At 62.6% G+C, this 21,989-nt stretch carries 17 protein-coding genes and 7 tRNA genes; 6 read left to right on the top strand and 18 right to left on the bottom strand.

The annotated features are described in order from the left end of the window. Positions 1 to 5: 5 nt before the first annotated feature. Complete coding sequence (locus tag CQW31_RS15085; protein WP_099814838.1) at positions 6 to 3,302, top strand: PAS domain S-box protein; 3,297 nt, start codon at positions 6 to 8, stop codon at positions 3,300 to 3,302. A 44-nt stretch (positions 3,303 to 3,346) separates the two neighbouring features. Here the strand turns inward: CQW31_RS15085 and CQW31_RS15080 are convergent, their stop codons facing one another. The 12 genes from CQW31_RS15080 to gltX form a co-directional block, all read right to left on the bottom strand. After that, on the bottom strand, positions 3,347 to 3,790 hold the full coding sequence (locus CQW31_RS15080) for an Hsp20 family protein (RefSeq protein ID WP_054885738.1): 444 nt from the start codon (positions 3,788 to 3,790) through the stop codon (positions 3,347 to 3,349). 225 nt (positions 3,791 to 4,015) lie between these two features. Then, a complete protein-coding gene (locus CQW31_RS15070) occupies positions 4,016 to 4,987 on the bottom strand; it encodes a tRNA-dihydrouridine synthase (protein ID WP_099814837.1) in 972 nt (323 codons plus the stop codon). A gap of 51 nt (positions 4,988 to 5,038) precedes the next feature. Continuing rightward, a complete protein-coding gene (locus CQW31_RS15065; protein ID WP_099814836.1) occupies positions 5,039 to 5,473 on the bottom strand; it encodes a thioesterase family protein in 435 nt (144 codons plus the stop codon). Positions 5,474 to 5,579: 106 nt separating this feature from the next. Beyond that, positions 5,580 to 6,407, bottom strand: coding sequence for an alpha/beta hydrolase (locus tag CQW31_RS15060; protein WP_054885735.1), 828 nt, complete (start codon positions 6,405 to 6,407; stop codon positions 5,580 to 5,582). A 24-nt stretch (positions 6,408 to 6,431) separates the two neighbouring features. Then, entirely contained in the window at positions 6,432 to 6,971 is a 540-nt protein-coding gene (locus CQW31_RS15055) for a TetR/AcrR family transcriptional regulator (RefSeq protein WP_054885734.1), read from the bottom strand. 173 nt (positions 6,972 to 7,144) lie between these two features. After that, positions 7,145 to 7,220, bottom strand: a tRNA-Glu gene (locus CQW31_RS15050). Between the two features lie 42 nt (positions 7,221 to 7,262). Then, positions 7,263 to 7,338 (bottom strand) — tRNA-Ala (locus CQW31_RS15045). Positions 7,339 to 7,402: 64 nt separating this feature from the next. Further along, positions 7,403 to 7,478: transfer RNA gene (locus CQW31_RS15040), tRNA-Glu, on the bottom strand. Between the two features lie 42 nt (positions 7,479 to 7,520). Beyond that, positions 7,521 to 7,596, bottom strand: a tRNA-Ala gene (locus CQW31_RS15035). Positions 7,597 to 7,649: 53 nt separating this feature from the next. Further along, a tRNA-Glu gene (locus tag CQW31_RS15030) sits at positions 7,650 to 7,725 on the bottom strand. Between the two features lie 72 nt (positions 7,726 to 7,797). After that, positions 7,798 to 7,873: transfer RNA gene (locus CQW31_RS15025), tRNA-Ala, on the bottom strand. A gap of 334 nt (positions 7,874 to 8,207) precedes the next feature. Continuing rightward, entirely contained in the window at positions 8,208 to 9,689 is a 1,482-nt protein-coding gene (gltX, locus tag CQW31_RS15020; RefSeq protein WP_099814835.1) for a glutamate--tRNA ligase, read from the bottom strand. 142 nt (positions 9,690 to 9,831) lie between these two features. Between gltX and CQW31_RS15015 the strand changes: the two genes are divergently transcribed. Then, complete coding sequence (locus tag CQW31_RS15015) at positions 9,832 to 10,887, top strand: HlyD family secretion protein (RefSeq protein WP_054885732.1); 1,056 nt, start codon at positions 9,832 to 9,834, stop codon at positions 10,885 to 10,887. Positions 10,888 to 10,936: 49 nt separating this feature from the next. Beyond that, a complete protein-coding gene (locus CQW31_RS15010) occupies positions 10,937 to 12,427 on the top strand; it encodes an MDR family MFS transporter (protein WP_178075572.1) in 1,491 nt (496 codons plus the stop codon). Between the two features lie 144 nt (positions 12,428 to 12,571). On the opposite strand, the gene uvrB is transcribed toward CQW31_RS15010, so the two are convergent. Then, complete coding sequence (gene uvrB, locus CQW31_RS15005; protein ID WP_099814833.1) at positions 12,572 to 14,587, bottom strand: excinuclease ABC subunit UvrB; 2,016 nt, start codon at positions 14,585 to 14,587, stop codon at positions 12,572 to 12,574. A gap of 287 nt (positions 14,588 to 14,874) precedes the next feature. Between uvrB and CQW31_RS15000 the strand changes: the two genes are divergently transcribed. Beyond that, complete coding sequence (locus CQW31_RS15000; RefSeq protein WP_054883765.1) at positions 14,875 to 16,071, top strand: amino acid aminotransferase; 1,197 nt, start codon at positions 14,875 to 14,877, stop codon at positions 16,069 to 16,071. A gap of 62 nt (positions 16,072 to 16,133) precedes the next feature. Further along, positions 16,134 to 16,209: transfer RNA gene (locus tag CQW31_RS14995), tRNA-Asn, on the top strand. A gap of 123 nt (positions 16,210 to 16,332) precedes the next feature. Here the strand turns inward: CQW31_RS14995 and CQW31_RS14990 are convergent. The 5 genes from CQW31_RS14990 to CQW31_RS14970 all read right to left on the bottom strand — a co-directional run bounded on the left by CQW31_RS14990 (position 16,333) and on the right by CQW31_RS14970 (position 19,804). After that, positions 16,333 to 16,749, bottom strand: coding sequence for a cupin domain-containing protein (locus tag CQW31_RS14990; RefSeq protein ID WP_099814832.1), 417 nt, complete (start codon positions 16,747 to 16,749; stop codon positions 16,333 to 16,335). A 100-nt stretch (positions 16,750 to 16,849) separates the two neighbouring features. After that, positions 16,850 to 17,410 (bottom strand): DUF1285 domain-containing protein, encoded by a 561-nt coding sequence (locus CQW31_RS14985; protein ID WP_054883763.1) that lies wholly within the window; start codon positions 17,408 to 17,410, stop codon positions 16,850 to 16,852. A gap of 10 nt (positions 17,411 to 17,420) precedes the next feature. Then, complete coding sequence (locus CQW31_RS14980; RefSeq protein ID WP_099814831.1) at positions 17,421 to 18,026, bottom strand: DUF4823 domain-containing protein; 606 nt, start codon at positions 18,024 to 18,026, stop codon at positions 17,421 to 17,423. Between the two features lie 66 nt (positions 18,027 to 18,092). Continuing rightward, positions 18,093 to 19,061 carry a GTP 3',8-cyclase MoaA gene (locus CQW31_RS14975; protein ID WP_099814830.1) on the bottom strand — a complete coding sequence of 323 codons (969 nt, stop codon included), beginning with the start codon at positions 19,059 to 19,061 and terminating at the stop codon, positions 18,093 to 18,095. Positions 19,062 to 19,168: 107 nt separating this feature from the next. Then, positions 19,169 to 19,804, bottom strand: a complete 636-nt coding sequence (locus CQW31_RS14970; RefSeq protein WP_054883760.1) for a TetR/AcrR family transcriptional regulator — start codon at positions 19,802 to 19,804, stop codon at positions 19,169 to 19,171. A gap of 71 nt (positions 19,805 to 19,875) precedes the next feature. Between CQW31_RS14970 and CQW31_RS14965 the strand changes: the two genes are divergently transcribed. After that, complete coding sequence (locus tag CQW31_RS14965) at positions 19,876 to 21,009, top strand: aminotransferase class V-fold PLP-dependent enzyme (protein WP_099814829.1); 1,134 nt, start codon at positions 19,876 to 19,878, stop codon at positions 21,007 to 21,009. The last annotated feature ends 980 nt before the right edge of the window (positions 21,010 to 21,989 follow it).

The following is a 21,989-nucleotide window of genomic DNA, read 5'->3' as shown; positions in this document are numbered from 1 at the left end:
TACCAATGCCCAAATCAGCAAAACGTTTTCCGCGCCTGCCGCGCATCCCAGCGGCCGACCCGCAGGAATCGGAACAGGCCTGGCAGAATGCCCCGCAGCTGCTGGCCGCCCTCAACGGCGCACGCCTGGGCGCCTGGCTGTGGGATATCGACACCGGCAGGATCAGCTGGTCAAGGGGCACCCAGGCGCTGTTCGGCTTCGACCCGCAACGCCCGCTGCCCAACGACATCGATTACCTCGACCTGCTGCCGGAAGAAGACCGTGCGCGTACCCGGCAACTGTTCCACGCGGTGGTCAATGGCGAGCCGGTGGAACAAGCCATGCGCCATCGCATCCGGTGGCCGGATGGCACCCTGCACTGGCTGGAAATCAACGGCAGCCTGACCCATGACCCTCACGGCCGGCGCCAGATGATCGGGGTGATCCGCGAAATCACCCGTCAGCGCGAACGGGAAACCGCGCTGATCAACTCGGAAAAGCGCTTCGCCACGCTGTTCCACCTGAGCCCCAACGCCATTTTGCTGAGCCGCCGCCAGGACGGCATGATCATCGAGGTCAACCAGCACTTCGAAGACATGTTCGGCTGGCCCGGCGGCCAGGTGATCGGCAAGACCAGTATCGAGCTGGGCCTGTGGGTGAACCCCGAACAACGTCACCAGGTCATCGAGGCCACCCGCGGCAACCACGGCCCGGCGATCATGGAAGTGCAGTTCCGCGCCAGCACCGGCAAGCTCCACGACGGCATCCTGTGCACCCAGAGCATCGAGATGGAGGGCGTGACCTACCTGATCAGCACCTTTGTCGACACCACCGAGCGCAAACGCGCCGAACAGGCCCTCAAGGACAGCCAGGAACGCCTGGACCTGGCGCTGGACTCGGCGCAACTGGGTACCTGGGACTGGCACATCCCCAGCGGCATGCTCTACGGCTCGGCCCGCGCCGCACAATTGCACGGGCTGGACCCGGTGCCGTTCCACGAGTCGTTCGATTCGTTCTTCGAAGGCGTGCCGGAACACGAACGCTCCAGCATGCGCCAGGCCTACCGCAGCCTGCGCGAAGGCCCGGCTGGCAACTACCAGATCACCTACCGCGTGCAGCTGGAAAACGGCACTTCGCGCTATATCGAAAGCCGTGCTCGGCTGTATCGCGATGAGCAGGGCAACCCGTTGCGCATGGCTGGTACCTTGCTGGATATCACCGAGCAGGTGGAGCGCGAACAGCGCCTGAGCGCCTCGGAAGAAAAATTCGCCAGCCTGTTCCAGGTCAGCCCCGACCCGATCTGCGTGACCCGCCAGGACACCGGTCAGTTCATCGAGATCAACCCGGCCTTCACCCAGACCTTCGGCTGGAGCGCCGAACAGGTGATCGGCCGCACCGCCGAAGAGATCGGCCTGTGGGCCGAGTCGATCGAACGCGCCCAGCGCATCGAGCGGGTGATCCGCGAGCAGGCACTGAGCAACGTGGCGGTGGTGGTCAACCACCGCAATGGCGCGCCACTGACCTGCGTCATTGCCAGCCGCCTGATAAGCGTCGATGACCAGCCGTGCAGCGTCACCACGCTGCGCGACATCACCCAGCAGCAACGCGCCGAAGCGGCGCTCAAAGCCAGCGAAGAGAAGTTCGCCAAGGCCTTCCACTCCAGCCCGGACGCCATCACCATCACCGAACGCCGCAGCGGCCGCTACCTGGAGGTCAACGACGGCTTCTGCCGGCTGACGGGCTACAGCGCTGACGAAGTGATCGGCCGCAGCGTCTACGAAATCGGCATCTGGGCCGACGACAAGCAGCGCAGCGCACTGCTCAGCGAGCTCAAGGAGCGTGGCCGGGTGCACCACCGGGAGATGCTCGGGCGCAACAAGCGCGGCGACATCCTCACCGTGGAGGTGTCGGTGGAGCCGATCAGCCTCAACGAGGCGGACTGCCTGCTGCTGACCGCCCGCGATGTCAGCCAGCTGAAGAACGCCCAGGCGCAGATTCGCCACCTCGCCTACCACGACCCGCTGACCAACCTGCCCAACCGCGCCTTGCTGATGGACCGCCTGAGCCAGCAGATCGCCCTGCTGCGCCGCCACAACCTGCGCGGCGCGCTGCTGTTCCTCGACCTCGACCACTTCAAGCACATCAACGACTCGCTCGGGCACCCGGTGGGCGACACAGTGCTGAAGATCATTACCGCCCGCCTGGAAGCCAGTGTGCGCCTGGAAGACACCGTGGCGCGCCTGGGCGGCGATGAGTTCGTGGTGCTGCTCAGCGGCCTGGAAGGCAGCCGCGAGGCCGTGGAAGGCAAGGTTCGCGAACTGGCCGACACCCTGCGCGAACTGCTGGCCGAACCGATGTCGCTGGATGGCCAGCGCCTGCAGGTTACGCCGAGTATCGGCGTGGCATTGATCCCCGACCACGGCACCACGCCGGCTGACTTGCTCAAGCGCGCCGATATCGCCCTGTACCGGGCCAAGGACTCCGGGCGCAATACCACCGAACTGTTCCATACCACCATGCAAAAGGCCGCCAGCGAGCGCCTGCGCATGGAAAGCGACCTGCGCCTGGCCCTGGCGCGGGGCGAACTGGCCTTGCATTTCCAGCCCCAGGTCGATGCCCGCGACAATCGCATCGTCGGTGCCGAAGTGCTGCTGCGCTGGCATCATCCGCAACTGGGCCAGCAACCGCCGGCGCAGTTCATCCAGGTGCTGGAAGAAAGCGGCCTGATACTGGAAGTTGGCAGCTGGATTCTCGACGAAGCCTGCGATGCCTGCGCGCACATGCTCGAGGACGGCCTGATCGACGCCAGTGATTTCAGCCTGTGCGTGAACATCAGCCCGCGGCAGTTCCGCCAGAACGATTTCGTCGAGCGGGTACTGCGCAGCCTGGATGACTACCGCCTGCCACGGCAGATGCTGAAGCTGGAGATCACCGAGGGCATCGTCATCCAGAACCTGGAAGACACCATCAGCAAGATGCGTGAACTCAAGCGCTATGGCGTGAGCTTTGCCATGGACGACTTTGGCACCGGCTATTCCTCGCTCACCTACCTCAAGCGCCTGCCGGTGGATGCCTTGAAAATCGACCAGACGTTTGTCCGCGACGCACCCGATGACCCCAACGATGCCGAGATTGTCCGCGCCATCGTGGCCATGGCCCGCAGCCTGGACCTGGCGGTGATTGCCGAAGGGGTGGAACTGACCGAACAACTGGCGTTTCTCGAACGCCTGGGCTGCTACCTGTACCAGGGCTACCTGCACAGCCGGCCGTTGCCGCTGCCGGAGTTCAGGCAGATGTTGCTGGAAGCACCGGCAGATTACTGAAACGAAAAAAGGGCACCCGAAGGTGCCCTTTCTTCATCCTGAACTCAGTTCAGTGCTGGCTGGTCGCCATTGATCGGGATGCGCTTGGCCTTGGCTTCTTCCGGCACGATGCGCAGCAGGTCGATGCTGAGCAGGCCGTTGGCCAGGCCAGCCGACTTGACCTCGATATGGTCGGCCAGGCGGAACGACAGCTTGAAGGCACGCTGGGCAATGCCCTGGTGCAGGTAGGTCACTTCAGCGGTGCCGTTCTCGCGCTTGCCACCGATTACGGTCAGGACACCCTTTTCGACTTGCAGGTCGAGGTCCTGCTCCTGGAAGCCGGCTGCGGCCACCACGATGCGATAGTGGTCATCGCCATGTTTTTCCACGTTGTAGGGAGGGTAGCTGCTACCCGCCTCATTGCGCGCCGCAGACTCGAACAGGTCGTTGAAACGGTCGAAGCCAACGGAATGGCGGAACAGTGGAGCGAGAGAGAAAGCGGTAGTCATGGTCATAAACTCCTGAGGTTCAGCAAGTAAAGTCACTGCGCGACCCGACTTCGGCATCGCGTACTCAAGAGATATGGCCAGCGGGAAAGCTTTCAAGGGGATCGCTGAAAAAATATGGAATCAGTGTCAGGTTTTTCGCGGGCATGCCCGCTCCCACAGGTACAGCACCGGCCTCAAATCCCGTGCTATCCGTGTGGGAGCGGGCGCGCCCGCGAATAGGCCGGATCAGGCAACACAAGCCTCGAAGGATGTCGCTTCAACCCCAAGCAACCGGCTGATGCGGGCGCAATCATCCTCACGCCGCAACTCGGCAAACAGCACCACCGCCTCGGGATAACTGCGGGTCAGCATCGCCAGCCACTGCTTCATCCGCCCAGGCGCATAGCGCGGCGACAGCTTGGCCTGAGCCTGGCGCCAGAACTCGCGCAGCAACGGCAGCAAGTCATCCCAGCTTAGTGGCTGGTACTCGCGCCCATCGCGCGCCGCGGCGATCTGCAGGGCCAGGTCCGGGCACGACACCAGCCCGCGCCCCAGCATGATGTCTTCAGCACCACTGACCTCGCGGCAACGCCGCCAGTCGTCAACGCTCCAGATTTCACCATTGGCAAACACCGGCACACGCACGACATCCTGCACCCGCGCCACCCACTCCCAGTGGGCGGGTGGCTTGTAGCCTTCGACCTTGGTTCGCGCATGCACCACCAGGTGCGCCGAGCCGCCGTCGGCCAACGCCGTGGCACACTCCAGCGCCCCATCCGGGCTATCGAAACCCAGGCGCATCTTGGCAGTGACCGGGATATGCGCGGGCACCGCACGGCGCACTTCGCGAACGATGGCATGCAACAACTCCGGCTCCTTGAGCAGCACCGCGCCGCCACGCGACTTGTTCACGGTCTTGGCCGGGCAGCCGAAATTCAGGTCGATGACCGGCGCCCCCAGCTCGCAGGCCAGCGCGGCGTTTTCTGCCAGGCACACCGGGTCCGAGCCCAGCAACTGCACACGCATCGGCACGCCAGCGGCCGTGCGCGCGCCCTGGCGCAGCTCAGGGGCGAGCTTGTCGAACGAGGAGGCCGGCAGCAGGCGGTCACACACGCGGATGAACTCGGTGACGCACCAATCGATGCCGCCCACTCGGGTCAGGACGTCGCGCAGGATGTTGTCGACCAGCCCCTCCATGGGGGCCAGGGCAATTTGCATGTCGGGGTCTCGGCGGAAAAAGGCGGCAGTCTAGCAAAAAAAGCCGTGGTTTCAGTTGCCGATCAGCGCCGGCCCGTAACCCTCGAGAAACTCCGCCGGCATGCGTTTGGGCTTGCCGCTGGACAGCTCGATGCAGGCAAAGGTGGTCTGGGCACGCAGCAAGGTCACGCCATCACGTGGACGCTTGAGCTGGAAGCGCCGGGTCATGCGCAGGCGCTGGTCCCAGTCGATGATCCAGGTGGCCAGTTGCAGCTCATCGTCCTCGTAGCCCGCAGCAAGGTAGTCGATTTCGTGGCGCACCACCGCCATGGCCCGGTCCAGGCGCCGGTATTCGGCCAGGTCCAGCCCCAGGCGCTGGGAGTGGCGCCAGGCGCAACGCTCCAGCCAGGTGACGTAGACCGCGTTGTTGGCGTGACCGAGGCCATCGATGTCCTCGCTTCCGACGCGCAGGTCGATGATGAATGGTGCTGCCAGGTCCCAGCTCATGCCTGCTTCCTTGAAGGAAAACTGGATTTAGCATGGCCAAGCGGGCAAATGTCCAGCCTTTGTGGTGGATTGCCCGGCTTCTTCGCGGGCAAGCCCGCTTCCACAGTCAGGCACTCTGCCGCGAAGGCTCACGGGCCAGCAGCTCCAGTACCGCCTCGCTCAGACGCGGGTCAGCCAGCAGGCGCTGATGCCCACCCTCCTCCAGCAGCATCAGCCGGCTGTCGAACCAGGCCTTGTGGATGACTTGCGCCTCACCCGCGGGCACCAGCGCGTCATCCGCAGCATGCACCACCAGCCCCGGCAGCTCCAGCTGGTAGCCACTGACATCGAGGCGAGCGATCTGCATGCCGACATCGCGCTCGACCTGGCGGATGAACGCCGCCCTGGCCCGCGCCGGCAACCCCAGACGCTGGGCAAAGCCACGCAACACACCCAGCAGCTGCGCCGGGGCCGCAATGCTCACTGCGGCCTCGGCGCGCAGCCCCATCTGCAGCGCCAGCAACACGCTGGCACCGCCCATGGAGTGACCGATCACGGCACGTAGCGGCGGCAACTCGGCAGCCGCTTCCAGCAGTGCCCGGGCAAACAGCACCACATGCGCCTGCTGGCCGGGCGAGCGACCGTGGGCCGGGCCCTCCAGCGAGACCACGGTGTGCCCGGCCCGCACCAGCGTTTCGATCAGCGCCGCGAACTGGGTCGGGCGCCCTTCCCAGCCGTGCATCAGCAGCACCGTCGGCCCTTTGCCCCAACGCAAGGCCGACAAGCCGAAGCGCAAGGTGATGCGCTCGGCACTGGCCAGCAGCGGCAGCTCCCATTGCCGGGGCGGCAGGTTGCGCGGGGTCATGAAGGCACGGCGCATCTTGCCGGCGACGTGCTCGGGGGCCAGTCGACCCAAGGTGCCATTTACGCCACGAATCCAGCTCAGGGTAGTCATCGCCTTGCTCCAGGACCAGGGGTATCAGAGAACTGCCGACTTGGCGGCACGCAGAATGCGATCGGACAACTCGCCCGGGCCCAAGGCCCGCGCCAGGGCCAGGCCACCGATCATCAGGGCCAGGTCAGCCAAGGCTTTGTCGGCGTCTTCCGGGCGGTCGACCATCGCCGCCGTCATCAGCTCGATGTGCTCGGCCAGCACTTCACGGAAGGCTGCAGGCAGGCGCTGCATCTCGCCGAGCGAGTTCGGCAGCGGGCAGGCATGCACCTCGGCGTCACGGTGCTTGCGCGACAGATAGAAGGCGCTCGCCAGCGCACGGCGCCCTTGCCCATCGAGGTTCGGGTCCATCTGGGCGAGCAAGGCACGCCGTTCGCCCAGCAACTGGCGGAAGGCTTCGAGCATGAGTTCGTCCTTGCTCTCGAAGTGCGCATAGAAACCACCCACGGTCAGGCCCGCCGCGCCCATTACCTGGCTGACGCTCGGCTCGGCCGGTCCATGCTGGATCAACGCGCTGCGGGCGGCTTCGAGAATGCGTTCGCGGGTCTTGCTCTTCTTGTCGCTCATTGGCCGGCTGCCGATCAAAATATGATGATCGAAATATTATTCCCATCATATTTTTTCGCAAGCAGAATTTGCCACCGCTTGTCGGCAGCAGCTTTTTTTCGGCGGGAGAAAAACAAAAGGCCCATTCAATAATCGAATGAGCCTTAAAAGTCCCGCAAAACGCGGGTAAAAAATGGCGTCCCCTAGGGGACTCGAACCCCTGTTACCGCCGTGAAAGGGCGGTGTCCTAGGCCACTAGACGAAGGGGACGTAACCTTCGCGAAGATTCGACGCATCGAACCCTGGCAGAATTGGTGGAGCTAAGCGGGATCGAACCGCTGACCTCCTGCATGCCATGCAGGCGCTCTCCCAGCTGAGCTATAGCCCCGAAACAAAAGACTCATTCAATATGCGAACGAGCCTTTTTAAGTCCCGCAAAACGCGGGTAAAAGTGGCGTCCCCTAGGGGACTCGAACCCCTGTTACCGCCGTGAAAGGGCGGTGTCCTAGGCCACTAGACGAAGGGGACGTAACCTTCGCGAAGATTCGACGCATCGAACCCTGGCAGAATTGGTGGAGCTAAGCGGGATCGAACCGCTGACCTCCTGCATGCCATGCAGGCGCTCTCCCAGCTGAGCTATAGCCCCGGATTTCTAGCCTCTCGGCCCAGCGACATCCTGAAACATCGCTTGTGCAAAACTGGCGTCCCCTAGGGGACTCGAACCCCTGTTACCGCCGTGAAAGGGCGGTGTCCTAGGCCACTAGACGAAGGGGACGAACCTTCTTACCTTCAAGACCTGGTTGCTGGACCCGATCTTGCTCGACAGCCATGGCTGCCAAGCGGAATTTGGTGGAGCTAAGCGGGATCGAACCGCTGACCTCCTGCATGCCATGCAGGCGCTCTCCCAGCTGAGCTATAGCCCCACAATGTCGCTCTGAACAGAAGCGCTGGCTGGGTGCCTGGCGTTTCGTTTTCGTTCATCGCTGTGGACGGGGCGCATATTAAGATCGGATCGCAGGGCTGTCAAACTAAATTTTGAAAATATTCAAAATTTTTTTCACAGATAACAATCACTTACCGCCCTGCCCGCCCAAACCTGAACATCAAGGGCCCTGGGATCAACTTGTGGGAGCGGCCTTGTGTCGCGAAAGGGCCGCAACGCGGCCCCGGCGATATTTGCCTTGAAGCTGAAATCGTGGGACCGCGTTGCGGTCCTTTCGCGACACAAGGCCGCTCCTACAGGCCAGTGAAAGGCTATCAGGCGATGTTGGCCAGCAGCTTTTCCCATTCCTTGTTTTCTTTCTTCGACACACCACCGAGCAGGTCCAGGGCCTGGCGCAGACGGTAGCGGGTCAGGTCGGGGCCAAGGATTTCCATGGCATCGAGCACCGACACCGAGCTGGCCTGGCCGGTAATGGCGGCGAACATCAGTGGCATGGCGTCACGCAGCTTCAGCTCAAGCGCTTCGACCACGGCCTGGATGCAGCCGGTGATGCGCTCTTTCTCCCACTGGCGCAGGCTTTCCAGTTTCCACAGGATCAGCTGCATCACCTGGCGCACCTGGTCGGCGGACAGCTTCTTGCTTTCGAACAGCTTGGCATCGAGCTTGAGCGCGCCCTCGAAGAAGAAACCACCCAGCGGGGCGATCTGGCTGAATGTCTCGACCCGGCCCTGCACATGCGGGGCGATTTTCATCATGTAGTCGCTGTTGAATGCCCACTTCTGCACACGTGCGGCGAATTCTTCTACCGGCAGCTCGCGCAGCCACTGGCCATTGAGCCAAGACAGCTTCTCGATGTCGAAGATCGGGCCACCCAGGGAGATACGCGACAGGTCGAAGTGCTCGACCATCTCGGCCAGGGAGAACTTCTCGCGCTCGTCCGGCATCGACCAGCCCATGCGGCCCAGGTAGTTGAGCATGGCCTCGGGCATGAAGCCCATGCGCTCGTAGAAGGTCACCGATGTCGGGTTCTTGCGCTTGGACAGCTTGGACTTGTCCGGGTTGCGCAGCAGCGGCATGTAGCAAAGCTTCGGCTGCTCCCAACCGAAATACTCATACAGCTTGATCAGCTTCGGTGCCGACGGCAGCCACTCTTCGCCGCGCAGGACATGGGTGATGCCCATCAGGTGGTCATCGACCACGTTGGCCAGGAAGTAGGTCGGCAGGCCGTCATTCTTCATCAGCACCTGCATATCCATGCGGTCCCATGGAATTTCGACGTCGCCACGGAGCATGTCCGGTACCACGCAGATACCTTCGCTCGGCACCTTCATGCGGATCACATGCGGCTCGCCGGCGGCCAGACGACGCTGCACTTCTTCGGCGCTCAGCAGCAGGGCACGGCCGTCGTAACGCGGGGTTTCACCACGGGCCATCTGTTCGGCACGCATCTGCTCCAGCTCTTCGGCGGTGCAGAAGCAGTAGAAGGCGTGGCCGGCATCGACCAGCTCCTTGGCGTACCTGGCGTAGATCTCGCCACGTTCGCTCTGCCGGTACGGGCCGTGCGGGCCACCGACATCCGGGCCTTCGTTCCATTCGATGCCGAGCCAGCGCAGGGCGTCGAAGATCTGCTGCTCAGACTCGCGCGTGGAGCGCAGCTGGTCGGTGTCTTCGATACGCAGGATGAACTCACCGCCGTGCTGCTTGGCAAAGCAGTAGTTGAACAGGGCGATGTAGGCGGTGCCGACATGGGGGTCGCCAGTGGGCGATGGCGCGATACGCGTGCGAACGGTGGTCATGAGATTCTCGAACGAAAGATGAAACAAAGGCGGGATGTTAGCAGGGAGCAGGCACCGGGCTCCAGCAATGGCGCGAACGTCACTTGTCGGCTGGCCATGTGCCGCTGTTAAATTCATTTACATTTCTGGAACGATAGTCCCCATGCCTGCCCAACTCAAACGCCGCCTGGCGATCTTCTTCACCTTGGTGGCCCTCATCGCCCTCGCCTTCCTGGCCGAGTGGTATTTCAAGGGCCGCTTCTTCGAGAGCACCGACAATGCCTACGTGCAGGGTGAAATCACCCGTATCTCCAGCCAGCTCGGCGCACGTATCGACGAGGTCCGGGTCGACGACAATCAGCACGTGAACAAGGGCGACCTGCTGGTGCGCTTGGAGGCCGCCGACTTCGAGCTGGCCGTGGAACGTGCCCGCGCCGCCCTCGCCACCCGTGAGGCCGAATATGCCCAGGCCCAGAGTCGGCTGACTCAGCAAGGCAGCCAGATCGCCGCAGGGCAGGCGCAGGTCGCCGCCAACCAGGCCACGTTCGACCGCGCGCGCCTGGACCTGAGCCGCGCCGAAAAGCTGCGCAAGCCCGGCTTCGTCTCCGAAGAGCGGGTGACCACCCTGTCGGCAGAGAGCCATGTGGCCGGTTCCCAGGTCGACAAAGCGCGTGCCGACCTGCAAAGCCAGCGCCAGCAGGTCAACGCCTTGACCGCCGACCTCAAACGCCTCGACGCGCAGATCGCCAATGCCCGCGCCGACCTGGCCCAGGCGGAACTGAACCTGACCCGCTGTGAGATTCGCGCGCCACTCAGCGGCACCATCGGCCAGCGCAATGCCCGCAGTGGCCAGGTCGTACAGGCCGGCGCCTACCTATTGTCGATCGTGCCCGATGAGAACATCTGGGTGCAGGCCAACTTCAAGGAGACCCAGATCGGCAAGATGCAACCCGGCCAGCGCGCCGAATTGCTGTTCGACAGCTACCCCGACACCCCGATCGAAGGCCGCGTCGATAGCCTGTTCGCCGCGTCCGGCGCGCAGTTCAGCCTGCTGCCGCCAGATAATGCCACCGGCAACTTCACCAAGGTGGTGCAGCGCATCCCGGTGAAGCTGACGTTCGCCGCCGACAACCCGCTGCATGGGCGCATTCGCCCCGGCATGTCGGTCACCGCCACCGTCGACCTGCGTCACGAAGACGAAGGCCACGATGGCCGGTGATCAACTGCTCCGCCCGACTGCGGAGCCGACCCGGCGCGACTGGATCGCGGTGATGAGCGTGATGCTGGGGGCCTTCATGGCCGTGCTGGACATCCAGATCACCAACTCCTCGCTCAAGGACATCCAGGGCGCGCTTTCAGCGACCTTGGAGGAAGGCTCATGGATATCCACTTCCTACCTGGTGGCGGAAATCATCATGATTCCGCTGACCGCCTGGCTGGTTCAGCTGCTCTCGGCGAGGCGCCTGGCGGTGTGGGTGTCTGGCGGTTTCCTGGTGTCCTCATTGCTCTGCTCGATGGCCTGGAACCTCGAAAGCATGATCCTGTTCCGTGCCCTGCAGGGCTTCACCGGCGGTGCGCTGATCCCGCTGGCATTCACCCTGACCCTGATCAAATTGCCCGAGCATCACCGTGCCAAAGGCATGGCCATGTTCGCCATGACTGCCACCTTCGCCCCGTCGATCGGCCCGACCCTTGGCGGCTGGCTGACCGAAAACTGGGGCTGGGAATACATCTTCTATATCAACATCCCGCCCGGGCTGGTGATGATCGCCGGCCTGCTCTATGGCCTGGAGAAGAAAGAAGCGCACTGGGAACTGCTGAAAAGCACCGACTATGCCGGCATAGTCACCCTCGGCGTGGGCCTGGGCTGCCTGCAGGTCTTCCTTGAGGAGGGCCATCGTAAAGACTGGCTGGAGTCGAACCTGATCGTCGGCTTGGCGACTGTCGCCGCGATCAGCCTGACCACCTTCGTCATCCTGCAGCTGTCCAAACCGCAGCCCTTGATCAACCTGCGCATCCTCGGCAACCGCAATTTCGGCTTGTCGAGCATTGCCAGCCTGGGCATGGGCGTTGGGCTTTATGGTTCGATCTACCTGCTGCCGTTGTACCTGGCACAGATCCAGGGCTACAACGCCCTGCAGATCGGCGAAGTGATCATGTGGATGGGCATTCCGCAGCTGTTTCTGATTCCGCTGGTGCCGCAACTGATGAAGGTGGTGTCGCCCAAGCTGCTGTGCGCCCTCGGCTTCTGCCTGTTCGGGGTCGCCAGCTTCGGCTCGGGAGTGTTGAACCCGGACTTCGCCGGGCCGCAGTTCAACCATATCCAGATCATCCGCGCCCTTGGCCAGCCGATGATCATGGTGACCATTTCGCTGATCGCCACGGCGTATATCCAGCCGCAGGATGCCGGGTCTGCGTCGAGCCTGTTCAACATTCTGCGCAACCTGGGCGGCGCGATCGGCATCGCCTTGCTGGCAACCTTGCTGGATGCGCGGACCAAGGTGTATTTCGATTACCTGAGGGAGTCGGTGGTGCCGAGCAACCCGCAGGTGGCGGAGCGGCTGGCGCAATTGGCGGAGCGACTGGGCAATGACAATGCGGCGTTGGGCAAGCTGAGCGAAATCACCCACCAGCAGGCACTGATCATGGCCTACAACGATGCCTTCCACTTTGTCGGCATCGGGCTGGCGGTGAGCATGGTGGCGGTGTTGTTGACCCGGAAGCTGCCGGAGGGGTTGAAGGCTGGTGAAGCCCACTGATATCGCGCCCTTGTGGGAGCGGCCTTGTGTCGCGAAAGGGCTGCAAGGCAGCCCCGGCGATTGATGCATTGAAGCCGACATCCTGGGGCTGCTTTGCAGCCCTTTCGCGACACAAGGCCGCTCCCACAGGGGCCGCAAAGGGCTTCAGCTGGTAATCAGCCGCTCGCGCAGTTGGGTAATCTCGTCACGCAGTTGCGCAGCAGCCTCGAATTCCAGGTCGCGGGCAAGCTGCATCATCTTCTCTTCCAGCTGCTTGATGCGCTTGGTGATCTCGCCCGGCGTTCGCAGCTCGGCCTCGTAACGGGCGCTCTCCTCCGCCGCCTTGGCCATGCCCTTGCGCTTCTTGCTGCGCGCGCCGGGCACGGTGGCGCCTTCCATGATGTCGGTGATGTCCTTGACCACACCCTTGGGCACGATACCGTTGGCCTGGTTGAACGCGATCTGCTTCTCGCGGCGCCGCTCCGTCTCATCGATGGCGCGCTGCATGGAGCCTGTGATGTTGTCGGCATACAGGATCGCCCGGCCATTGAGGTTACGTGCGGCACGGCCAATGGTCTGGATCAGCGAGCGCTCGGAACGCAGGAAGCCTTCCTTGTCGGCATCCAGAATTGCCACCAGCGACACCTCAGGCATGTCCAGGCCCTCGCGCAGCAGGTTGATGCCCACCAACACATCGAAGGTGCCCAGGCGCAGGTCACGGATGATTTCTACGCGCTCCACCGTGTCGATGTCCGAGTGCAGGTAGCGTACCCGCACATCGTGGTCGGCCAGATAGTCGGTCAGGTCTTCGGCCATGCGCTTGGTCAGCGTGGTCGCCAGCACCCGGTCGCCCTGGGCGACGCGCTTGCGGATCTCCGACAGCAGGTCGTCGACCTGGGTCAGCGCCGGGCGCACTTCTACTTGTGGGTCGACCAGGCCGGTCGGACGCACTACCTGCTCCACCACCCGGCCGGCATGCTCGGCTTCATAGGGGCCTGGGGTGGCAGACACGAAGATGGTCTGCGGGCTGACAGCCTCCCACTCGTCAAAGCGCATCGGCCGGTTGTCCAGTGCCGACGGCAGGCGGAAGCCATATTCGACCAGGGTTTCCTTGCGCGAGCGGTCACCCTTGTACATGGCGCCAACCTGCGGAACGCTGACGTGGGACTCGTCGATCACCAGCAGGGCATCGGCGGGCAGGTAATCGTAGAGCGTGGGCGGCGGCGCGCCGGCCGGGCGCCCGGACAGGTAGCGCGAGTAGTTCTCGATGCCGTTGCAGTAACCCAGTTCGAGGATCATCTCCAGGTCGAAACGGGTGCGTTGCTCCAGGCGCTGGGCTTCGACCAGCTTGTTGGCCTTGTGCAGGTACTCGAGCCGCTCCTGCAGCTCTTCCTTGATGCCCTCCACCGCCTCCAGCAGGGTTTCCCGCGGGGTCACGTAGTGGCTCTTGGGGTAGAAGGTGAAGCGTGGCAGCTTGCGGAAAACCTCGCCGGTCAGCGGGTCGAAGGCGGCGATATTCTCGACCTCGTCATCGAACAGCTCGATGCGGATGGCCTCGAGGTCGGATTCGGCCGGGAAGATGTCGATCACGTCGCCACGCACTCGGAAGGTGGCACGGGCGAAGTCCATCTCGTTGCGGGTGTATTGCAGGTCGGCCAGCCGGCGCAACAGGGCGCGCTGGTCGAGCTTGTCGCCCCGGTCGACGTGCAGGACCATCTTCAAGTAAGTCTCGGGGCTGCCGAGGCCGTAGATGCACGACACGGTGGTGACGATGATCGCATCGCGCCGTTCCAGCAGCGCCTTGGTCGCCGACAGGCGCATCTGTTCAATGTGGTCGTTGATCGAGGCATCCTTCTCAATGAAGGTGTCCGACGACGGCACGTAGGCCTCTGGCTGGTAGTAGTCGTAGTAGGAGACGAAGTACTCCACCGCGTTGTTCGGGAAGAACGCCTTGAACTCGCCATACAACTGCGCCGCCAGAGTCTTGTTCGGCGCCAGCACCAGGGTTGGCCGCTGCACCTGCTGGATGACATTGGCGATGCTGAAGGTCTTGCCCGAGCCGGTCACCCCTAGCAGGGTCTGGTGCGCCAGGCCTGCGTCGATACCCTCGACCATCTGGCGGATGGCCTCGGGCTGGTCGCCGGCCGGCTGGAAACGGGTGACGAGCTGGAACTCGGACATGACGGACCTCGCGGTAACGCAGTAACTGTAAATTTAGCCAGTAGTCTATACCCAAATGCGCGCGCCAGGGGGCGGAATCAAGGCCAAGCTGTGCGTGCGCATTACGGTGGACCGGGCATTTCGACCAATGGTCGAAAAATATTTGCGCAAATCGCCGGAAAACCTGCGCCCGACTGTCGCAGTGACCGGTCGGTATCACTATACTGACTCCCCGTTTGTGCACCGCTTCAGTGCATTCGGCTGGAGCGTGTACGCCCTATCACTCTCCAATCAGAGCCGAAGTAACAATGAGCCTGTTTTCCGCTGTCGAGCTGGCACCCCGCGACCCTATCCTGGGCCTCAACGAAGCATTCAACGCCGACCCACGTACCGACAAGGTCAACCTGGGCGTAGGCGTGTACTGCAATGAGGAAGGCCGCATTCCGCTGCTGCGCGCCGTGATCGAAGCCGAAACCCAGCGTGCAGCCCAGCACGCCTCGCGCGGCTACCTGCCGATCGATGGTATCGCCACCTACGACCAGGCCGTACAGAAACTGCTGTTCGGTGCCGAATCGCCACTGCTGGCCGCTGGCCGCGTGGTCACCGTGCAGGCCGTGGGCGGCACTGGCGCTCTGAAGATCGGCGCCGACTTCCTCAAGCGTGTTTCGCCGAATGCCGTGGTTGCCATCAGCGACCCGAGCTGGGAAAACCACCGTGCGCTGTTCGAAAGCGCGGGTTTCCCGGTGCAGAACTATCGTTACTACGACGCGCCGAGCAACGACGTCAACCGCGCCGGCATGCTCGAAGACCTCAACGCCCTGCCGTCCGGTTCGATCGTCGTGCTGCACGCCTGCTGCCACAACCCGACTGGCGTCGACCTGACCCTGGACGACTGGAAGAATGTTCTGGAAGTGGTCAAGGCCAAGGGCCACGTGCCATTCCTCGACATGGCCTACCAGGGCTTCGGTGATGGCATCGGCGAAGACGCCTTTGCCGTGCGCCTGTTCGCCGAGTCGGGCATGGAGTTCTTTGTTTCCAGCTCGTTCTCCAAGTCGTTCTCGCTGTACGGCGAGCGCGTCGGCGCGCTGTCGATCGTCACCGCCTCGAAAGACGAAAGCACCCGCGTCCTCTCGCAGGTCAAGCGTGTGATTCGCACCACCTACTCCAACCCGCCGACCCACGGCGCGACCATCGTCGCCACCGTGCTCAACAGCGCCGAGCTGCGCCAGATGTGGGAAGCGGAGCTTGGCGAGATGCGCGAACGCATCCACGGCATGCGCAAGCAGATGGTCGCGCTGTTGGCCGAATACGGCGCCAAGCGAGACTTCAGCTTCGTCGGCCGCCAGGTGGGCATGTTCTCCTACTCGGGCCTGACCGTTGAGCAGGTTGCCCGTCTGAAGAACGACTTCGGCATCTACGCGCTGGACACCGGTCGCATCGCCGTCGCCGCGCTGAACCAGAGCAACATTCACGTGGTCACCAAGGCCATCGTTGAAGTTCTGTAACTGATTGATTTGTCAGGAGGTCGCTTGACTTCCTCCTGGCAATCGGTAAGATACGCGCAGATTCCGCGATAGCTCAGTCGGTAGAGCAAATGACTGTTAATCATTGGGTCCCTGGTTCGAGTCCAGGTCGCGGAGCCAAACACTGAGAAAGCCCCCGTATGCGCAAGCATCGGGGGCTTTTTCGTTGCATGGCGAAAGAGTTGCGGCGCTCGATTTCTCAGGCGCCAAAGATCTCCAGCCAGGCACCTCAGGGCCCACACATCACTTCCTGACCGGCTCAGTCACCGGCTTGCCTTCATCCACCAGACTCCATACGAGCAATTTGGCAGGCCGGGTCTTGCTGGCGTTTCGCGAAACGCTGTGCTCGGTGCCGGGCGCTTCGTACCAGTATTCACCGGCTTTGTAGGTCTTTTCCTGTTCGTCGTTGAGCTTCGATATCACCGCCCCTTCCAGCACATAGGCCATTACCGCCCCCGGATGCTGGTGGGCAGGTGAAGCTTGCCCGGGGGCATAGCTGACTGTGAGCATGACGGCGCTCTTGCCTGGGGCATTCGAGGGCTGTTGTCGCTGAAGGACTTTTACTTGTTCTGCGGCGTCGCCGTGGGCCCAGGCTGTGGCCTGGCCACCCAGCAATCCAGCGGCAATAAGCAAGGCAAACGAAAAGTTGGCAGATTTCATGGGCTTTCTCCTGACTGGCGATTGCCTGCAGGTTAGGCCCGGCGGCACGGGGTGCAAACGGCCAATCAGAAGGAAAAGCAGGGGGCCAGCCGGAACGCTCTCAGCAATTGCGCCCGATCGGATAGAACACGCCATGGCTCCACACCCCGAGCCACTCCTCGCCATCGATTACCCGTGGCACCGCCAGGTCGACCAGTTGGTAGAACACATTGCGATGGATCAACGCCTCGAGATTGCTGCGCATCAGCACATAGGGCGACGGCTCCTGAGTATCGGGATCGATCTCGATCCGCAACGGGTTCTGCGGCCCCGCTTCGGCCTGATCCTCGACATTGCTGGTAAAGCGCAGCACCTGCGCCTCACCACTGCCCACCACCTCAAGCATCACGGCCACGAATGGCGCATCATCGACGCGGATGCCGACCTTCTCCACCGGGGTGATCAGGAAATAGTCATCGCCATCGCGGCGTATGATTGTCGAGAACAGGCGAACCATAGGTTTCCGCCCGATGGGCGTACCCAGGTAGTACCAGGTCCCATCGCGGGCAATACGCATGTCGATATCGCCGCAGAAATCCGGGTTCCACAGATGCACCGGCGGCAGCCCCTTGTGCTTGGGAACTTGCGCCAACAGATCGTTGGCCTTGCCGGAATCCGTCATCGCCCCGCCCTCACTCGCTCATGCCCAGAAGGCTACGAGCGTACTCGCGCATCGGTGCGCCAAGCAAATCCTGTGGCGACTGGTCGTGGAACGTCAACAAACCGCCGCGGCTCTTGATCCGTGCGGTGTCGATCAAGTAGCGGGTATTGGTCTCGATCAGCATCATCTGCACCACCCCGGTATCCCAACCCAGGCGGTCGACCGCCTGCTCGTCATACCACTCGTCACCATTACCGATGCGGTCATCGGTGCGAGCGAAGCGGGTATACAACACGTAGTCGGCGCCCACCGAGCGGGCCTGGACAATCGCTTCTTCAAGCCCCAGCGGGCCTTGGGCGCGACGCACCAGCGGGAAGTACTCGACGAAGCTCTTGAAGGCCTCATCGGCCACGGCATTCTGCTTCGGCAGCGGGCCCTTGCCTGGCGGCATGAATGCGCCTTGGCCAATGAAGATGAACGAATCAGGCTGCAGGCGAATCGACAGGGTACGACGGGTATCGCTGTGGTCCAGCAAGCCGGCATCGCTCATGTGGTAACGGACGCCCTCGCCCATATCGCTGACATTCATGCAACCGCCCAACGCCATCAGCGTCAGCAGCAAGACCAGGCTACGCATCTTTCCTCCAGTGACCGGTGACGAAAAACCGGCGAATAGCCGGCGGATGCAGCTTTTGCGCCAGCTTCAGCCGCCAATCACCTTCATCACCATTACCCCCCCTGAAAACGCCAGTTCCTGCTTGTCTGCCAGGGCTTTTACCAGCAGCCGCTGCAAGCCAGGGAGCGCCTGATGACGGGGTTTCTCCAACAGGTCGCCGATAAAGTGACGATTGCCGGAGGACAGGCAGCCGTGCAGCCAGCCGGTAGAGGACAGGCGCAGCCGCGAGCAGGTGCGGCAGAACGGCACGCTTTCATTGGCGATGACGCCGAAATGGCCATGCCCCGGGATCTGGTAGCGCAGCGCCGTGGCATCCGGCGGTGCGTCGACCTGTTGGTAGCCATACCGGCCGCCGATCACATCGAGCAAGGCATCGAGCCCGACAAACTGCTGCAGGAAGGCATTGTTGTCGCGGGCCAGGTGCCCCATGCGCATCAGCTCGATGAAACGCAGCTCGAACCCCCGCGCCATGCAGTAATCGAGCATCGGCAACACCTGGTCGAGGTTCTGCCCACGCATCGGTACCATGTTGACCTTGATCCGCATGCCCATGGCGCTGGCCTGATCCATGCCTGCCAACACGCTGGCCAGGTCACCGCCTCGTGCGATGCGGCGGAACGCGTGGGGATCGAGGGTATCGAGGGACACGTTCAAGCGGCGAATACCGGCCGCCTGCAGTCGTTGCAGCTTGCGGGTGAGCAGTTGCCCATTGGTGGTCAGCGTGATGTCGTCAAGGTCGAGCTTGGCTACCGCCGCCAGAAAGGCATCCAGTCGAGGGCTGACCAATGGCTCGCCACCGGTTATGCGCAAGCGCTCGATACCAGCAGCTTCGATAAGGTAAGCCACGCCCCGCGCCAGGGCATCCGCGGACAGTTCATCCTGGGCTGCTACCAGGCGCTTGCCGTCCGGCACACAGTAGCTGCAGGCGTAATTACAGGCAGCCGTCAGGCTGACGCGCAGGTTGCGAAAACGCCTGCCTTGACGATCGACGATCATGGATGACTCCGGCATGGATGAATCGGGGCTGGCAAAACTTGACTCATGGTTCAAGTTTTTGCAAGTCCCCTTTACACCCCGGGCTCACCCGCTGACGACAAGTGCCTTTAGTGAGTGGCTTCCGGATCACGCTTGCGCTTGTTGCCCATGCGCACGCCGATATCCATGAGGAACTGGAAGAAGCCTTCCTGATCCTCCAGCACGTTGCTCCAGAACGGCGAGTGGTACAGCGCCACGGCGCCATGTACCAACGCCCAGGCGGCGCAGTAGTGGAAGTACGGCGGCACGTCTTCAAGCTTGCCTTCGCTGATGCGGCCCTTGATCAGCTGGGTCAGGCGGTCGAAGTTGGAAGCGCGGATGCTGTGCAACTGCTCGACCATTTCCGGTACCTGGTTGCCCTTGACCACCTTCTCCTCCAGGCGATCGAACAGCCGGTAGCGCTGCGGGTCGCGCATGCGGAACTCGAAGTAGGCGCGCGACAGCGCCTCCTTGTCGCGATCGACATCGGCCGAGTGCAACAGCGCGTTCAGGTCGCGCTCATAGTCGAGCATCAGGCGCAGGTAGATCTCCGCCTTGGACTTGAAGTGCTTGTAGATCGTGCCTTTGCCGATCCCCACGGCGTCGGCGATCATCTCGACAGTGACGCTGTCTTCACCCTGTTCGAGGAACAGCTTCAAGGCTGTATCGAGGATTTCCTGTTCGCGACGGCGAAACTCACGGACCTTACGAGGTTCTTTCTGCATAGGAAGGACTGGATGACATTGAAGCGGTTTATTATGCCTAACTTGCAGCAAATTGCACGGATCATCCAACCATGTCTATGTTTCTCGATGAGTTTGCCCAGGCGCCGGGGCTGCGTTACCTGAACCACGCGGCCATCGCGCCCTGGCCACGCCGGGCCAGCGAGGCGGTGGCACGCTTTGCTCAGGTCAACGTGCGCCTGGGTGCAAGCGACTACCCGGCATGGCTGGCCACCGAACGCAGGCTGCGGGAAAGGCTGGCACGCCTGGTCAACGCCCCGTCCCAGGCAGACATCGCGTTGGTGAAAAACACGTCAGAGGCGCTTTCGCTGGTCGCGTTCGGCCTCGACTGGCAAGCCGGTGACCAAGTGGTGATCAGCGACGAGGAATTTCCTTCCAACCGGGTCGTCTGGGAAGCCTTGGGCGAGCATGGCGTCGAGGTAACCAAGGTGAGCCTCGCCGGGCCTGACCCTGAAGCGGCACTGCTCGCGGCCTGCGGCCCGCGTACACGCCTGCTGGCAGTGAGTGCCGTGCAGTTCGCCAGCGGCCTGCGCCTGGACCTGCCCCGCCTTGGCGAGGGGTGTCAAGCACGTCATGTCCTGTTCTGCGTCGATGCCATCCAGCAGATCGGCGCCCTGCCTTTCGACGTGCAGCACGCTCAGTGCGACTTCGCCATGGCCGACGGCCACAAGTGGATGCTGGGCCCTGAGGGCATGGGGTTGTTCTATTGCCGGGCGGCACTGCGCCCGCAGTTGAAGCTGCACGCTTATGGCTGGCATATGCTCGAACAGCTGGGCGATTTCGACCGTCGCGAGTGGCAACCGGCACGCAGCGCAAGGCGTTTTGAATGCGGCAGCCCGAACATGCTGGGGGCGTGCGCCCTGGAGGCCAGCTTGTCATTGCTGGAGGAGATAGGCATGGCAGAGGTTGGCCGGCACTTGCAACTGCGGGTCGAGCAACTGCTTCAGGGCTTGGCCAGTATTCCCGGCGTACACCTGCATAGCCCGGTATCCCCGGAAAAACGGGCGGGCATAGTCACTTTCAGCCTTGCGGGGCAGGACAGCACGGCTGTCTATCGAAGCCTGATGGCGGAGCAGACGATCTGCGCACTGAGAGGGCCAGGTATACGGTTTTCGCCACATTTCTATACCAGTGAGCAGCTGATCGACGAAGCTGTCCAGCAAATACGGCGCTTGGCCATGCGCTGAGGGAGGAAGGGACAGCGGACGTATTCCAAATCTGTTTAAAAAACGAACAGAGAAGCACTGGCACTGCGCCAAAGCTGGCTAATACTTGAAGTGTTGGCGCGGCGCATCCCCCCCAAGTGGCGCGCCGATAAAGGTGCTCAGGGACCGCGTACCTTTGTTTTACTCCTAATGGTCTTAACCCGGATTCCCCCCCCAGAACCCGGGTTTTTTTTGCCCGGCACCAGCCGCCCGGCTCCGGCTCTGGCTCTGGCTCTGGCTTTTGATTTTGCTTCTAAGCGCGCGATAGTTCAGACAACGCGAAATGCGACTTCAGGAGGCCGAGCGCAGGCGTCTGGAGGGCCAGGGTGCGCAGCACCCCTTCGGCGTAGCCGAAGGCGCGAGATGTAGACTTGCGCAGCAAGTCGTAGGCCGCGCGGGCCCGGAAGACGCCGGAGCGAGGGGACCCCGGAGCGAAGCGCAGGGGCCGGATGATGGGAGCCAGCGTTTTTTGGTTACTTTTTGTCGCGTTTGACAAAAAGTGACCCGCCGTAAGGGCGGAAAGGTGACTGTGCGTCGCCATCACAAATGAATGTATGCGAAAAAAATCAAAACCATCGCGCTCGTGCTTTTGGCTTTTGGCTTTTGGCTTTGGAAGTGGGCTTACAAATCAGGTCTACATTCATTCGCCATGGTGGCGCTGAATCAGCTTTTCGCCTTTACGGCGACCTACTTTTTGACTGGGCAAAAAGTAGGCAAAAACCCCCGCTCCCATCATCCGGCCCCTGCGCTGCGCTCCGGGGTCCCCTCACTCCGGCGCCCTCCGGGCCCGCGCGGCCTACGACTTGCTGCGCAAGTCTACATCTCGCGCCTTCGGCTACGCCGAAGGGGTGCTGCGCACCCTGGCCCTCCAGACGCCTGCGTTCGGCCTCCTGAAGTCGCACTCTGCGTCGCCTGATCTACCGCGCGCTTAGAAGCAAAAGCAAAAAGCAAAAGCAAAAGCA

Source organism: Pseudomonas sp. 382, assembly GCF_002759075.1.
GTDB classification, from domain to species: Bacteria; Pseudomonadota; Gammaproteobacteria; order Pseudomonadales; family Pseudomonadaceae; genus Aquipseudomonas; species Aquipseudomonas vlassakiae.
The sequence above is the reverse complement of the archived record's forward strand: the minus strand, read 5'-3'. Positions and strand labels throughout refer to the sequence as shown.

Excerpts from the sequence above, each read along its gene's own strand:
- CQW31_RS14985 (WP_054883763.1), bottom strand. The coding sequence starts at position 17,410 with ATGACGGATTCCGGCAAGGCCAACGATCTGTTGGCGCAAGTTCCCAAG.
- gltX (WP_099814835.1), bottom strand. The coding sequence starts at position 9,689 with ATGACCACCGTTCGCACGCGTATCGCGCCATCGCCCACTGGCGACCCC.
- CQW31_RS15065 (WP_099814836.1), bottom strand. The coding sequence starts at position 5,473 with ATGAGCTGGGACCTGGCAGCACCATTCATCATCGACCTGCGCGTCGGA.
- CQW31_RS14975 (WP_099814830.1), bottom strand. The coding sequence starts at position 19,061 with ATGATCGTCGATCGTCAAGGCAGGCGTTTTCGCAACCTGCGCGTCAGC.
- CQW31_RS14965 (WP_099814829.1), top strand. The coding sequence starts at position 19,876 with ATGTCTATGTTTCTCGATGAGTTTGCCCAGGCGCCGGGGCTGCGTTAC.
- CQW31_RS14980 (WP_099814831.1), bottom strand. The coding sequence starts at position 18,026 with ATGCGTAGCCTGGTCTTGCTGCTGACGCTGATGGCGTTGGGCGGTTGC.
- CQW31_RS15055 (WP_054885734.1), bottom strand. The coding sequence starts at position 6,971 with ATGAGCGACAAGAAGAGCAAGACCCGCGAACGCATTCTCGAAGCCGCC.
- CQW31_RS15085 (WP_099814838.1), top strand. The coding sequence starts at position 6 with ATGCCCAAATCAGCAAAACGTTTTCCGCGCCTGCCGCGCATCCCAGCG.
- uvrB (WP_099814833.1), bottom strand. The coding sequence starts at position 14,587 with ATGTCCGAGTTCCAGCTCGTCACCCGTTTCCAGCCGGCCGGCGACCAG.
- CQW31_RS14970 (WP_054883760.1), bottom strand. The coding sequence starts at position 19,804 with ATGCAGAAAGAACCTCGTAAGGTCCGTGAGTTTCGCCGTCGCGAACAG.
- CQW31_RS15015 (WP_054885732.1), top strand. The coding sequence starts at position 9,832 with ATGCCTGCCCAACTCAAACGCCGCCTGGCGATCTTCTTCACCTTGGTG.
- CQW31_RS15000 (WP_054883765.1), top strand. The coding sequence starts at position 14,875 with ATGAGCCTGTTTTCCGCTGTCGAGCTGGCACCCCGCGACCCTATCCTG.
- CQW31_RS15060 (WP_054885735.1), bottom strand. The coding sequence starts at position 6,407 with ATGACTACCCTGAGCTGGATTCGTGGCGTAAATGGCACCTTGGGTCGA.
- CQW31_RS15080 (WP_054885738.1), bottom strand. The coding sequence starts at position 3,790 with ATGACTACCGCTTTCTCTCTCGCTCCACTGTTCCGCCATTCCGTTGGC.
- CQW31_RS15070 (WP_099814837.1), bottom strand. The coding sequence starts at position 4,987 with ATGCAAATTGCCCTGGCCCCCATGGAGGGGCTGGTCGACAACATCCTG.
- CQW31_RS14990 (WP_099814832.1), bottom strand. The coding sequence starts at position 16,749 with ATGAAATCTGCCAACTTTTCGTTTGCCTTGCTTATTGCCGCTGGATTG.